This window comes from Streptomyces viridiviolaceus (genome assembly GCF_014650995.1).
GTDB classification, from domain to species: domain Bacteria; phylum Actinomycetota; class Actinomycetes; order Streptomycetales; family Streptomycetaceae; genus Streptomyces; species Streptomyces viridiviolaceus.
This window is the reverse complement of record NZ_BMWA01000062.1, coordinates 1-13,647: the sequence shown is the minus strand read 5'-3', so window position 1 is coordinate 13,647 and position 13,647 is coordinate 1. Positions and strand designations below refer to the sequence as shown.

The 13,647-nt window shown below is 71.5% G+C and carries 14 protein-coding genes and 1 pseudogene; all 15 read right to left on the bottom strand.

Features of this window, described 5'->3' with window-relative positions; all coding sequences use genetic code 11:
- The coding region (locus IE260_RS40575) for a flavodoxin-dependent (E)-4-hydroxy-3-methylbut-2-enyl-diphosphate synthase (RefSeq protein ID WP_189880952.1) at positions 1–188 on the bottom strand (188 nt) is incomplete at its 3' end.
- A gap of 4 nt (positions 189–192) precedes the next feature.
- Entirely contained in the window at positions 193–1,215 is a 1,023-nt protein-coding gene (hpnH, locus tag IE260_RS40570; protein ID WP_189880951.1) for an adenosyl-hopene transferase HpnH, read from the bottom strand.
- Between the two features lie 5 nt (positions 1,216–1,220).
- Positions 1,221–1,862, bottom strand: coding sequence for a phosphorylase family protein (locus tag IE260_RS40565; RefSeq protein WP_189880950.1), 642 nt, complete (start codon positions 1,860–1,862; stop codon positions 1,221–1,223).
- Positions 1,862–3,886 (bottom strand): squalene--hopene cyclase, encoded by a 2,025-nt coding sequence (shc, locus tag IE260_RS40560; RefSeq protein ID WP_189880949.1) that lies wholly within the window; start codon positions 3,884–3,886, stop codon positions 1,862–1,864. Before shc ends, IE260_RS40565 begins: the two co-directional genes overlap by 1 nt.
- Positions 3,887–3,994: 108 nt before the next feature.
- Positions 3,995–5,059 carry a polyprenyl synthetase family protein gene (locus IE260_RS40555; protein ID WP_189880954.1) on the bottom strand — a complete coding sequence of 355 codons (1,065 nt, stop codon included), beginning with the start codon at positions 5,057–5,059 and terminating at the stop codon, positions 3,995–3,997.
- Between the two features lie 68 nt (positions 5,060–5,127).
- On the bottom strand, positions 5,128–6,561 hold the full coding sequence (gene hpnE, locus IE260_RS40550; RefSeq protein WP_189880948.1) for a hydroxysqualene dehydroxylase HpnE: 1,434 nt from the start codon (positions 6,559–6,561) through the stop codon (positions 5,128–5,130).
- Positions 6,558–6,863 (bottom strand): DUF6380 family protein, encoded by a 306-nt coding sequence (locus IE260_RS42470; protein WP_229881843.1) that lies wholly within the window; start codon positions 6,861–6,863, stop codon positions 6,558–6,560. The genes hpnE and IE260_RS42470 overlap by 4 nt, the downstream gene beginning before the upstream one ends.
- Positions 6,863–7,813 (bottom strand): presqualene diphosphate synthase HpnD, encoded by a 951-nt coding sequence (gene hpnD, locus IE260_RS40545; protein WP_189880947.1) that lies wholly within the window; start codon positions 7,811–7,813, stop codon positions 6,863–6,865. The genes IE260_RS42470 and hpnD overlap by 1 nt, the downstream gene beginning before the upstream one ends.
- Positions 7,810–8,718: a squalene synthase HpnC gene (hpnC, locus tag IE260_RS40540; protein WP_189880953.1), complete on the bottom strand. Its 909-nt coding sequence runs from the start codon at positions 8,716–8,718 to the stop codon at positions 7,810–7,812. Before hpnC ends, hpnD begins: the two co-directional genes overlap by 4 nt.
- Positions 8,719–9,077: 359 nt before the next feature.
- Complete coding sequence (locus IE260_RS40535; RefSeq protein ID WP_189880946.1) at positions 9,078–9,857, bottom strand: ABC transporter ATP-binding protein; 780 nt, start codon at positions 9,855–9,857, stop codon at positions 9,078–9,080.
- Positions 9,850–10,779 carry an ABC transporter permease gene (locus tag IE260_RS40530; RefSeq protein WP_189880945.1) on the bottom strand — a complete coding sequence of 310 codons (930 nt, stop codon included), beginning with the start codon at positions 10,777–10,779 and terminating at the stop codon, positions 9,850–9,852. The genes IE260_RS40535 and IE260_RS40530 overlap by 8 nt, the downstream gene beginning before the upstream one ends.
- A 96-nt stretch (positions 10,780–10,875) precedes the next feature.
- Positions 10,876–11,748, bottom strand: a complete 873-nt coding sequence (locus IE260_RS40525; RefSeq protein WP_189880944.1) for a glycosyltransferase family 2 protein — start codon at positions 11,746–11,748, stop codon at positions 10,876–10,878.
- A gap of 8 nt (positions 11,749–11,756) precedes the next feature.
- The gene (locus tag IE260_RS40520; protein WP_189880943.1) at positions 11,757–12,536 is read right to left on the bottom strand and encodes a CDP-alcohol phosphatidyltransferase family protein; all 780 of its coding nucleotides are present in this window, start codon (positions 12,534–12,536) and stop codon (positions 11,757–11,759) included.
- On the bottom strand, positions 12,514–13,575 hold the full coding sequence (locus IE260_RS40515) for an iron-containing alcohol dehydrogenase family protein (RefSeq protein WP_189880942.1): 1,062 nt from the start codon (positions 13,573–13,575) through the stop codon (positions 12,514–12,516). Before IE260_RS40515 ends, IE260_RS40520 begins: the two co-directional genes overlap by 23 nt.
- Positions 13,563–13,647: pseudogene (locus IE260_RS40510) on the bottom strand (phosphocholine cytidylyltransferase family protein); the annotation flags it as partial. The gene IE260_RS40515 and the pseudogene IE260_RS40510, both read right to left, overlap by 13 nt.

The window sequence follows — 13,647 nt, the reverse complement described above, 5'->3', positions numbered from 1 at the left end:
GCCGTCAGCTCGGCGATCTGCTGCAGCGTGGCACCGATGTCGGACGTGCGGGTCGTGGTCATCGACTGCACCGACACCGGTGCCCCGCCCCCGACCGCCACCGGCCCGACCTGGATCTGCCGGCTCTTGCGGCGCTCGGCGACCGGCCGGACCGGTACCTCGGGGACGCCCAGGGACACGGCGGTCATGGCATCACTCCCGGTTCCCGGAGACCGTCTCGCGCATGGCGCGCAGGGACTCCTTCAGCGACCCCATGGTGGCCAGCACGGCGGTGGGTTCGTAGCCGCAGTGCGCCATGCAGTTGGCGCAGCGCGGGTCCTTGCCGCGGCCGTACTTGTCCCAGTCGGTCTCCTCGATCAGCTCCCGGTACGTCGGGACGTAGCCGTCGCTCATCAGGTAGCAGGGCCGCTGCCAGCCGAACAGGGAGTAGTTCGGGATCGCCCAGGCGGTGCAGGGGAAGTCGACCTTGCCCTCGAGGAAGTCCAGGAACAGCGGCGAGTGGTTCAGCCGCCAGCGGCGCCGGTTGCCGCCCGCGAAGGCCTTCCGGAACAGCTCACGGGTCTGCTCCACCCCCAGGAAGTGCTCCTGGTCCGGGGCCTTCTCGTAGGCGTAGGCGGGCGAGATCATCATCTCGTCGACCTTGAGGTCGTCGTTGAGGTAGTTGAGCACCTCGACGACGGTCTGCGGGGTGTCGGTGTTGAAGAAGGTCGAGTTGGTGGTGACCCGGAAGCCGCGCCGCTTGGCCTCCTTGATGGCCTCCACGGCCTCGTCGAACACACCCTCCTTGGCCACGGACTCGTCGTGTCGCTCGCGCAGGCCGTCGATGTGCACCGCGAAGGCGAAGTACGGGGAGGGCTTGAACCTGTCCATCTTCTTGCGCATGAGAAGGGCGTTGGTGCACAGGAAGACGTACTTCCGCCTGGCCACCAACTGGCGCACGATCTCATCGATCTGAGGGTGCATCAAAGGCTCGCCGCCGGCGATGGAGACCATCGGCGCACCGGATTCGAGCACCGCTCCCACGGCCTGCGCGACCGGCATGCGCTGCTTCAGCACTCCGGCCGGATGCTGGATCTTGCCGCAGCCCTCACACTTGAGATTGCAGGCGAAGAGCGGCTCCAGTTCGACGATGAGCGGAAACTTGTCCCGCCGGCGGATCTTCTGTTCGGCCAAGTATGTAGCGACCTTGATGGACTGGCGCAGCGGCATGGCCATCTGGCTCACCTCCTGGGGAGCAGCAAAGAACGGTGCCATTCGAAGAAAGCAGGCAGAACGGATCGAAGAACGCGGAAAGCCGATATTCCGCCGCGCAACGTGCCGATCCGGACGAGTTCATGTTCTGGAGCGTCCACGACGACCCGCACGGCCGCAACCGGGCGCGCGCTCACGCGGACCGCGCTCAGCAGCGTCGCCGCCGACTCCATGTCGACGGCGATCGCGCCGGTCGCGAGCAGGTCCGCCCGCTCGGGACCGCGGACCACGTGGTCCGAGCCGGTCAGCGGGCCGGTGTGGACGGTACGCCCGGGCACGGCGCGCACGAGTTCCTTGACGAGCAGTTCGGTGCCGACGCAGCCGACGGTGCCGCGCGGCTCCCGGGTCTCCTCGGCGACGACCAGGTCGCCGGGGTGCATACCGGGGGCGAGTCCCGCGCAGAAGCCGGTGGCCAGTACGGCGGCGTCGCCGAGCACGGGGTCGGCCAGGACCCGGGTGACGGAGCGCTCGGCCGCCTTCGGGCCCATGCCCGTACGCAGGACGGTGACCGGCCCGCCGGCCCCGCCGCGGTTGCCGGAGCGCAGCGCGAGGTGCTCGATGCCGAGCGCGCAGGCGATCAGCAGCGGGGCCGGGGCGGGCTGTGGGGTCATCAGCTCACCTTTGCCCCGGCGGTCCTCGGCGCACGGGGCGTCTGGGCGAAGGGCTCTCCGTTCACGTACCGGCCGAGTGCGGTGAGCGGGAAGACCTGTCGGTAGAGGTGGTAGTTGATGGAGAAGTCCCAGGGGAAGCCCGTGCCGGTGAAGTACGGCTCGTCCCAGGAGCCGTCCTCCCGCTGGGTGGCGGCGAGCCACTCGACGCCGCGCTCGACGGCCTTGGACTCCCGCCCCCCCGCCGCCAGCAGCGCCATCAGCGCCCAGGCGGTCTGCGAGGCGGTCGAGGCGCCCTTGCCGCTCCACTCCTTGACGTACCGGTAGGAACGCAGGTCCTCGCCCCAGCCGCCGTCGTCGTTCTGGACGGACTCCAGCCAGGACACCGCGCGGCGGATCGCCGGGTGCGAGCCGGGGATGCCGGCGGCCACCAGGGCGGGGACGACGGACCCGGTGCCGTAGACGTAGTTGACGCCCCAGCGGCCGAACCAGGCGCCGCTCGGCTCCTGTTCGGCGAGCAGCCACTCGATGCCGCGCCGGGTGCGCGGATCGTGGGCGAGCCCCTCCACCGCGAGCATCTCCACGACGTGCGCGGTGACGTCCGCGGACGGCGGGTCGATGACCTCGCCGAAGTCGCAGAACGGGAGCCGGTTGGGGAACGGGCTGGTGTTGTCGACGTCGAAGGCGCCCCAGGCGCCGTTCTTCGACTGCATGCCGAGGTTCCAGCGCACGCCGCGCCCGATGGCCTTCTCCACCCGTTCCGGATCGTGGTGGCTGACCCTGCGCAGGGCGAGGACGACCTCGGCGGTGTCGTCGATGTCGGGGTAGTTGTCGTTGTGGAACTCGAACGCCCAGCCGCCGGGCGGGAGCCCCGGCCTGCGCACCGACCAGTCGCCGGGGCGCACGATCTGCTCGCCGAGCATCCAGTCGGCGGCCTTCACCAGCTGCGGGTGGTCCTGCGGTACGCCGGCGTCGGCCAGGGCGATGGTGGCCAGGCAGGTGTCCCACACCGGTGACTGGCAGGCCTCGATCATCCGGGCACCGTCCTCGCGCCACACGGCGAAACGGTCCAGCGACTCGAGGCCCGCACGCATCACGGGGTGTTCGAGGTCGTAGCCCAGCAGGTACAGCGCGATGACCGAGTAGACGGCCGGTGGCTGGATGCCGCCCCAGCAGCCGTCGTTCTCCTGCCGCTCGATGATCCAGCGGGCGGCGGTGTTCATCGCGGCCCGGCGCAGCCTGCCCGGGGCGACCTTGCGGTAGGCGTGCAGCACCTTGTCGATGCGCTGGAAGGCGCCGTCCCAGCTGGCCAGGGGCGCCAGCGGCTTCGGCGGGCTGGGACGGTCCGGGTCGGTGTGCAGCTCGTCGAGGGGGAAGGGCGCGGGACGGACCGGCCGCTTCGCCGAGACGATCGTCAGCGGGACGATGGTCTGCCGGGCCCAGCACCCGAAGTCGTAGATGTTGAGCGGCACCCAGCTCGGGAAGTAGATGAGCTCCGGCGGGAGCTCGGGCAGGTCGTCCCACTTCCACCAGCCGAACAGGGCGAGCCAGATCCGGGTGAACACGCGGGAGGCCGCGATGCCGCCCTGGGCCCTGACCCACTCCGACGCCCTCGCCATGTGCGGGGCGTCGGGGGCGTCTCCGGCCAGGCGCAGGGCGACGTACGCCTCGATGGTGGTGGACAGTTCACCGGGCCCGCCGTAGAAGGTGGCCCAGGTGCCGTCCTCGCGCTGCTCGCCACGGATGAACAGGGCGGCGGCCCGCGTGGTCTCCTCGTCGGAGATCCCCAGGAACTGTCGGAGGAGCAGGTCCTCGGCGTCCATCGTGACGTTCGTCTCGAGGTCGCCCTTCCACCAGCCCTGGGCGTCCTGCCGGGACAGCAGGAAGTCGGTGGCGCGCCGGGTGGCGCGGGCGGCGGCTTCTTGCACCCCGGCCGCCGCGACGGGGGTGGTGCTGTCGATTTCGCTGGCCGCGGCTGCGCGGGGCGGCAGAGTGGCCCCGGTGCTTCCGTCGGTCGTCGCTGTCATGGCTTCCCCTTCGTGCAGTGGTGCGTCTGCTGTGGGTCCGCCGTCGGCCGGTGCGCTTGCCCGCGGCACCGGCCGGCGACTACGCGAGGACTGTTCGACCGATAATGATCATCTCTTTCGTACGACGACGAAGTCGGCGAGCGCCGCGAACCGGTCCCGGACCTGGTCCGGCATGTCCACGGCGTCGAGGGCTTCGATGGCGATGGTGTGCTGGCGGCGTGCCTCCTCGGCCGTCCACTCGCGGCCGCCCGCCTCCTCGATGAGGGCCGCGCGGGCCGCGAACTCCGCCTCGGAGAAGTTCTCGAAGTCGCTGCTCTTGGCGTCGGCCGCGAGCATCTCGCCGAGCCGCTCGGAGGCGGGTCCGCCCGCGGCGAGCGCGGCCACGACCGGGAGGGACTTCTTGCGCTGGCGCAGGTCGCTCCAGGTCTGCTTGCCGGTGGCCTCCGGGTCGCCCCAGATGCCGAGGAGGTCGTCGACGGCCTGGAAGGCCAGGCCGAGGTGGTAGCCGTATTTCTCCAGCATGTCGGCGGTGCGCTCGTCGGCGCCGCCCAGCACCGCGCCGATGGAGCTGGCGGAGGCGAGCAGGGCGCCGGTCTTGTTGCCCTCCATCTCCAGGCACTCCTCGACGCTGACGCGGTCGCGGTGCTCGTAGGAGATGTCCTGGGCCTGACCGTCGATCAGGGCGCGGGAGGCCCTGGTCAGCCGGCGGGTGGCCCGGCCGGCCTCGACCGTGCCGAGTTCCAGCAGCACCTCGTTGGCCAGGGCGAACAGGGCGTCGCCGACCAGGATGGCCTGGGCGGGACCGTGCACCTTCCAGACCGTGTCGCGGTGGCGGCGCTGTTCGTCGCCGTCCATCAGGTCGTCGTGCAGCAGGGAGAAGTTGTGCACCAGTTCCACGGCCACCGCGCCGGGGATGCCGGTCTCGGGGGCGGCACCGGTGACCTCGGCGGAGAGCACCGCGAGCGCGGGCCGGACGGCCTTGCCGCCGTCGCCGTCCGCGGGGTTGCCCTGGGCGTCGATCCAGCCGAAGTGGTAGGCGGCGACGGTGTCCATGGGCGGTGCCAGTCGGTCGATGGCCGCCCGCAGCACCGGCGTGGCCAGGGTCCGGCCGCGCTCCAGGAGCGCGGTCACGTCCACCGTGGTCCTTCGAACGGCCGTCGCGGCCGGGGGCACAGTGGGCACAGTCTCTCCTCCAGTTGCGGTGCCGAGAGTGCGGGGGTCGGTCCCACGCGGATCCGTTCTCATGCCGCCTCCTCGAAGAAATCGGGGAGGCGACCGCGGGACCGGCCCAGGGCACCGAGCGCGGCGGCCGCCGCCCCGACACCGCTGCGGACCGCACTCTCCATGGTCGCGGGCCACCCTGTGGCGGTCCACGCTCCGGCCAGGCAGAGGCCGGGTGCCTTGGTACGGGCGCCGGGCCTGAGCCGTCCGACGCCGGGGGCGGGAGCGAAGGTCGCGGTGCGCTCCCTGGTCACGAAGAAGTCCTTGACCTCGGCGCCCCGGGTGCGGGGCAGCAGCCGCCGGAGTTCGGGCAGGTACCGCTCGCGCAGTACGGCCACGGGCTCGTCGATCTCCCCCTGCGCGGTCGACTGCGACAGTGCCAGGTACTGTCCCCCCTCCAGGCCGGAGGCCTCGGTACGGTCGAACACCCACTGCACCGGGGTGCCGAGGGCCGTGAGGAACGGCGCGTCGAGCACCTTGCGGTCGTAGATCACGTGCACGTTGAGGATCGGCGCGGTGCCGATCTCCAGCAGGTTCCGGGGGGCGTCCAACGCGCCCTCGGGCAGCAGGTCGTACGCCTCGCGCTGCGGCACTGCGAGGACGACGGCGTCCGCGTGCAGCGTCTCGCCGGGAACCTGAACGCTCCAGCCGCCGTTCCCGTCGACAGAGACGGAGGTGACGCGTGTACGGACCTCGGTACGGACGCCCGCGGAGTCGAGCGCCCTGCGGGCCAGCCGGTCGTGCAGTTCGCCCAGCGGGACGCGGGCCCAGCCGATGTCGGCCGCGCCCGGGTCGGACAGCAGACCGGTCTTGAACACCATCGCGGCGAGCCCCAGGGAGGCGTCGCCCGCGACCGCGTTGAGGGTGGCGACCCCGACCAGGTCCCACAGGGCCTCCACGGCACGCGCCGACTGACCGTGCGCGGTCAGCCAGCTGCCGAAGTCCTGGGCGTCCAGGGTCGGATCGGCGAGGTCGAGGCCCTTGAGCGCGAGCGCGGCCCGCCCCACCCGGGCGCGCTCGGCGAGCGAGAGATGCGGATACGTCGCGAGGCTGCGCCCCAGGTGCAGGGGCACGGGCAGCGCGTCGCGCCGCAGCCTGCCGAGTCGCCGTCCCTCGGGCTTGGTCACGTCGAGGACGGGCACGTCGAGACGATCCTGCAGGGGAGCGAGCGCCGATCCCCGGATGCGGTCCAGGAACCACCGGTAGGCGGTGCAGCAGCGCAGGTACACGTGCTGGCCGTTGTCGACGGTCAGGTCGCCGCGCCGGAAGGAGAAGGCGAGCCCGCCCAGCCGCGGCCGGCCTTCGAGCAGGGTGACGCGCACTCCGGCGTCGGCGAGCGCGAGCGCGGCCGTGGTGCCGGCGAGCCCGCCGCCGACCACGACGGCGTGCCTGCCGGAACGGTCCGGCACCTCGGCGAGCGGCCCCGTGGAGCGCTTGCCGTCGGCGTGGGTCATCGTGCACCCTCCCCTGCGCGGTCGCCATGCTGCTTGAACGGTGTACCGCCGACCGTCTCAGTCAGGGACGCCGCCCGCCACCGGAGGGTTGCCCACCGCTCTGCGCCGGTGCCGTCAGCCGGTGCCCCGGCAGACGACGTCGGCACGTGAAGGAGCGGCGTCCGGTGCGTGCTCCCGGCGTGCCGGGCGCACGCCGTCGCACCGGACGTACTGGGGCTCGTGCCCGGCACGGTCAGAGCACGTGCCGGGCGTCGCGACGGGGCGAACGTCACCCGTCGGGGCGCTGGGACCGGTGTGTCCATCAGACGCGCCTCCTGACGGAGCGCCGGGTCACGTGCCGGGCGTCCAGTCCGGACAGTCCGCGCACGGCGACGTACGCCTTCTCGCGTCCGGGGAGCGAGACCCGGCCGCGCAGCACGGCCTCGGGGTCGCGCTCGATGCGGTCGAGGAGGCGGCGGTAGATGCCGGCCATGGCGGCGACGCACGCGCCGCTGCGCCGGTCGAGCATGGGGAGCAGCCGGTAGCCCTCGGCGAAAAGGGCGCGGGCCCGACGCACTTCGAAGTGCACGAGGCCCGCGAAGTCGGAGCCCTCCGGTGGTGTCGGTCCGCCGAATCCGGCGGAGCAGCCGAACTTGGCGAGGTCGTCGGCGGGCAGGTAGGTGCGCCCGCCCTCGGCGTCCTCGCGGACGTCCCTGAGGATGTTGGTGAGCTGGAGCGCGAGTCCCAGCGTGTCGGCGTACTCGGGGGCGCGTTCGGCGCCGCGCGCTCCCGGTTCGGTGCCGAACACGCCGAGCGAGAGACGTCCGATGGCGCCCGCCACGCAGCGGCAGTACACCTTCAGGTCGTCCCAGGTCTCGTAGCTCTCGCCGCGGACGTCCATCTGGACGCCGTCGATCAGCTCGTCCAGCCCGCCGAGCGGGATCGGGAAGTGGCGGGCGGCGTGGGCGAGGGCGACCGCGACCGGGTCGGTGTCGTCCTCGTCGACCGAGCCCTCGCGGATCCGGGTGAGCAGCGCCCGGGTGTCCTCGAGCCTGGCGACCTTGACGTCGTCGGTCAGCGCGCCGTCGCCGATGTCGTCGACGCGGCGTGAGAAGGCGTACAGCGCCGACATCGCCCGGCGCTTCGGCGTCGGCAGCAGTCTGATGCCGTAGGCGAAGTTGCGGGCCTGCTGTCCGGTGACGGCCTCGCAGTAGCTGTAGGCGGCGAGTACCGGTGCGGACGCGTGTGCTGACGACTCCACGGTCCGGATCACCCCTCTCCTCGCAGGGTCAGGCCCACCTCGCGCAGCAACTGGACCTTGCCGGGCTTGGGCGGGCCGGGAAGAACGTCGTACTCCGCGGCGGCGATCGCCCGGATGGCCGCCCTTCCCCCCGCCACGAACCCTGCGAGCAGCAGTCTCAGCCTGCCGTGGACGCTACCCACCAGGGGGGCGCCTTCATTCAGCAGATCGCGGGCGCGTTGCGCTTCGTAGGCGACCAGTGCGCGCACCGATGCGCCGGCGGTTTTCGCGGCGAGGTCCGCCTCCTGCACGTGAAAGCGCTTCATGTCCTCGGCGGGCAGATAGACGCGGTCCCGGGCCAGGTCCTCGGCGACGTCCTGGAGGTGCTCGACGATCTGCAGGGCCGTGCAGATCGCGTCGGACCGGCGGATCCGCTCGGGCGTCGAGGTGCCGGTGACGGACAGCACGAGACGGCCGACGGGGTTGGCGGACAGCTCGCAGTAGGCGAGGAGGTCGTCGTAGGTCTCGTAACGCCTGACCAGCTGGTCCTGGCGGTTGGCGGCGATCAGGCCGAGGAAGGGCTCGGGGGTCATCGAGCGCCGGCGCACGGTCGGCCGGAGGCGGCGGAGCAGGGGGTGACGCGGCGTCGAGGCGGCGTCGAAGACCCTGTGCAGGTCGGCCTCGAAGGCGTCCAGCACGGCGAGGCGGTCCCCGGCCCGGTCGTCCGGGACGCCGAGGAGGCGGGCGTCGGCGCCGCCGGGGGCCAGATCGCCGTCGCCGATGTCGTCGACGAGGCGGGCGAACCCGTACACGGCCATGAGGTCCGTACGCCAGTCCCGGGGCAGGAAGAAGGGAGCCACGGGGAAGTTCTCACCCGCGGCCTTGTCGAGCGTGCCGCGCTCCGGGTCTACGGCCTGTGCCGTGCCGGACGCCGTCACCGCCGACTGCCCGGAACGGGGACGGCGCATGCTTCGCGGAGCTGGGGAGTTTCCGTAGCCATTGCCGTCACATCTCCCGTTCTACACTGCGGACCCAATACACACTATTTCGGACACGCCGCCCGGCCGCCCGCGCGGCAGGCCCGCTAGAGGGTGTCGGGCATTATCGCCCCAAGTGCCGCGTTTCGGGACCGGTACAGCTTACGTTGTACAACTGGCCGAGGTACGCCGGGGTGTCCTGCGCATCACAAGAACACACCGATTCGCCTCAAGATTCCTGCGTACGCGAGGAGTTGACGTTTCCTTTGCAGACGCGGGGCCCCGCCGGAACAGTTCCGTCGGGGCCCCGGCCGGACGCGCTACTTGCCCGTGAACTTCTCGTACTCCTTGAGCACCTCGTCGGTCGGGCCGTCCATGCGCAGCTCGCCGCGCTCCAGCCACAGGACGCGGTTGCAGGTGTCGCGGATGGACTTGTTGTTGTGGCTGACCAGGAAGACCGTGCCGGCCTCCTTGCGCAGCTCCCGGATGCGCTCCTCGGAGCGGGTCTGGAACTTGCGGTCACCGGTGGCCAGCGCCTCGTCGATCATGAGGACGTCGTGGTCCTTGGCCGCGGCGATGGAGAAGCGCAGGCGGGCGGCCATGCCGGAGGAGTACGTGCGCATCGGCAGGGTGATGAAGTCGCCCTTGTCGTTGATGCCGGAGAAGTCGACGATGTCCTGGTAGCGGGCCTTGATCTGCTCGCGGGACATGCCCATGGCCAGTCCGCCGAGGATGACGTTCCGCTCGCCGGTCAGGTCGTTCATCAGCGCGGCGTTGACGCCGAGCAGGGACGGCTGGCCGTCGGTGTAGACCTTGCCCCGCTCGGCGGGCAGCAGACCGGCGATGGCCCGCAGCAGGGTCGACTTGCCGGAGCCGTTGGAGCCGATCAGGCCGATGGCCTCGCCCCGGTAGGCGACGAAGGAGACGCCCCGCACGGCGTGCACCTTGCGCACGCCCCGCTCCTCCCCCCGCTTGAGGATCCGGCTGAGGGCCGCGGTCGCGCTGCCCTTGCCGGTCCGCGCGCCGTTGACGCGGTAGACGATGTGCAGGTCGTCCGCGATGACCGTCGGCACCCGCTCGCCCTGCTGCTGCTCAGCCACGGCCGTACCTCTCCTCCGCCTTCCAGAAGTACACGAAGCCGCCCACGGCGACGAGCACCGCCCAGCCGAGCGCGGCCGCCCACACGTGCGGGGGCAGGTTCTCGGAGCCGTAGCCGTCGATCAGCGCGAAGCGCATCAGGTCCATGTAGACGGCGGCCGGGTTCCACTGGAGGATGTCCGCGATCCAGGCCGGCTTGTCCTCCAGCATGATCGGGATGGAGAACATCACGCCCGACGCGTACATCCAGGTCCGCATGATGAACGGCATCAGCTGGGCCAGGTCCGGCGTCTTCGCGCCCATCCGGGCGACGATGAGCGCGAGGCCCATGTTGAAGAGGAACTGCAGCACGAGCGCCGGGACGATCAGCAGCCAGGACAGTGTGGGATAGCTGCCGAAGCCCACGGTCACCGCGAACAGCACGATCATCGAGGCCAGCAGCTGCTGGAGCTGCTGGAGCGCGAAGGAGATCGGGAGCGAGGCACGCGGGAAGTGCAGCGCCCGGACCAGGCCGAGGTTGCCGGAGATCGCGCGTACGCCCGCCATCGCCGAGGACTGCGTGAAGGTGAACACGAACACACCCGTCACCAGGAACGGGATGTACACGTCCTTCGGCATGCCGCGGCCGGCGTTCAGGATCAGGCCGAAGATCAGGAAGTAGACGAGCGCGTTCAGCAGCGGTGTGGCCACCTGCCACAGCTGGCCGAGCTTGGCCTGGCTGTACTGGGCGGTCAGCTTCGCCTGGGAGAAGGCGATGATGAAGTGCCGCCGTCCCCAGAGCTGACGGACGTACTCGACGAGGGACGGCCGGGCGCCGCTCACGGACAGCCCGTACTTCGCGGCGAGCTGTGCCGGTGTCATGCCCTCGTCGGGTGACACGGGTGTGGTCACCGCGACCGTGCCGTCGTGCGTTGTCTCACTCACTAGGGAAACTTTCGTCTTCGTACATGCGTGGCCCGACGGGCCTGGCATGAGCCTGTTGGCCTGGGACGGACCCGGACGCTCTCCGGTACGAGCTTGTCAGATCACGGGGGGCCGGCCCAGCCGGGTCAGCCGCCACACCGTACGCCACTTCATGGGCCGGCGGGGGCCGCAGGGGCTGCCCCAGCCCTCCCGGAACCCGCCGAACCAGGCCTTGAGGGCCGGACGGGAGGGACGGCGCAGCAGGGTGAGCAGCAGCCAGACCCCGAGGTAGACCGGGACGAGGGGCGCGGGGAGGTTGCGGCGGGCCAGCCAGACCCGGTTGCGGGCGACCATGCGGTGGTAGACCGCGTGCCGCGAGGGCGCGGTCGTCGGGTGGTACAGCACCATGTCGGACCGGTAGTCGATCATCCAGCCCGCGTCGAGGGCCCGCCATGCCAGATCGGTTTCCTCGTGGGCGTAGAAGAATTCGTCCGGCAACCCGCCCACGTCCGCGAAGACGCGGGTGCGGACGGCGTTGGCGCCGCCGAGGAAGGTGGTGACCCGGGAGGAGCGCATCGGGTCCGAGGCGCGCAGGCGCGGGACGTGCCGGCGCTGGGTCTCACCGGTGTCCGGATCGGCGATGCGGAAGCTGATGATGCCGAGCTCCGGGTCGGCCGCGAACGCCTGCCGGCACAGTTCGGCCGTGTCGGTGCGGGCGAGCAGGCCGTCGTCGTCGAGGAAGAGCAGGATGTCGACGTCCCTGCCGCCGGGGCCGAACGCCTCGATGCCGACGTTGCGGCCGCCGGGGATGCCCAGGTTCTCGGGCAGCTCGACGGTGCGCACGCCGGCGGGCACGTCCGGGACGGGCGAACCGTTGCCGACCACGACCACCTCGACCCGGTCGCCGTCCTGCTTGGCGACCGAGTCGAGCAGGGCCCGCAGCTCCTCGGGGCGGTTGCCCATGGTGATGACGACCGCGCCGACCTTCATGGCCCCGCTCACTTCAGCCTGCTGGAGGCGAGCACGGACACCAGGTGCAGCAGGGTCTGCAGGAGCGCGATGCCGGCGAGCACGGCGGTGCCGAGCCGGGTGAAGAACAGGTCGCCCCGGCTCGCGTCCACGATCGCGAGGACCAGGATCAGCAGGGACGCCTCGATCCCGAGGATCAGCCGGTGGAACTTGAGCGCCGCGGCGGCCCTGCGGGCCAGCGCCATGCCGGAGGACCGCGGCTCGGAGGCGGCCTCCTTGACCGGCGGCAGCCCGCCCTGGTGCCGGGCGACGCCCACCAGGTCGGTCTCGGCCTTGATCAGGATGGCGCCGAGGGCGGCCAGGGTGCCGAGGAAGGCCCACAGCCAGTCGATGCGCCCGGTGCCCCAGATGTCGGCGGCGCGCAGACCGAGGCCTACCAGGACCGCGGCGTCGGTCAGATAGGCGCCGACCCGGTCGAGGTAGACGCCGCCGAGCGAGTACTGCTTCTTCCAGCGCGCGACCTCGCCGTCGACGCAGTCCAGCAGCAGGTACAGCTGGACCGCCACCACGCCGAGCACGGCGCCCGTGATCCCCGGCACCAGGAGGGCCGGGGCGGCGAGGACGCCGCAGACGGTCATCAGGTACGTGAGCTGGTTGGGCGTGATCCTGGTGTTCACCAGGTAGCGGTCGATCCGCAGCGAGACCTCGCGCATGTAGAGGCGTCCCGCCCAGTGCTCACCGCTGCGCCGGTCCTTGACCCCTTCGGGATGGACGACCGGGCGTAGTTCAGCTACCGATGGCCTTGACATAGTCGGCGTACAGGTCCTTGATCTGGTCGGTCTTGAGGTCGAGGTGTTCGAGGATCGTGTAGCGGCCGGGCCGGGTCTGCGGGGCGTACTCCACGGCACGGACGAACTCGTCCGGCGTGAAGCCGATCTCCTCCGGCAGCACCGGCAGCCCGTGCCGACGCAGCACCTCGGCCATGTACGCCGACTCCTCGTGGGCCCCGCGCAGGAACATCGCGAAGGCCGCGCCCAGGCCGCACTGCTCGCCGTGGGCCGCCGCACGCTGGGGGAACAGCAGGTCGAAGGCGTGGTTGATCTCGTGACAGGCCCCCGAGGAGGGCCGGGAGTCACCGGACACCGACATGGCGATGCCGCTGAGCACCAGCGCCTCGGCCAGCACCTGGAGGAAGTCGTTGTCCCCGATGCCGCCCGGGTGCCGGAGCACGGCCTCGCCGGCCTGGCGGGCCATCGCGGCGGCGAGACCGTCGATCCGCTCGCCCTTGACGCGGTTGGCCAGCTCCCAGTCCGCGATCGCGGAGACGTTGGAGACGGCGTCGCCGATGCCGGCGCGCACGAACCGCACCGGGGCGTCGCGGATGACGTCGAGGTCGATGACGACCGCGATCGGGTTGGGTACGCCGTAGGAGCCGCGGCCCGCGTCGTTGTCGAGGGTGGCGACCGGGGAGCACAGTCCGTCGTGCGCGAGGTTGGTCGGCACGGCGACCAGGGGAAGGCCGACGCGCGCCGCCGCGAACTTGGCGCAGTCGATGATCTTGCCGCCGCCGAGGCCGATGACCGCGTCGTAGTGGCCGGCCTTCATGGCGCCGGCCAGCCGCACCGCGTCGTCCAGGGTGCCGCCGCCGACCTCGAACCAGTCGGCGCCCGGCAGGGACGGTGCGACGCGTTCGCGCAGGCGGGCGCCGGAGCCGCCGCTGACGGCGACGGCGAGCTTGCCCGAGTGGGAGATCCGCTCGTCGGCGAGGACGCAGCCGAGGTCGTCGAGGGCACCCGGGCGGATGTCGACGACGACCGGCGACGGAATGAGCCGGGTCAGTACTGGCACGCGATCTCCCGGCCCTTGGCGAGGTCGTCGTGGTTGTCGATCTCGACCCACTTGACGTCACCGATCGGCGCC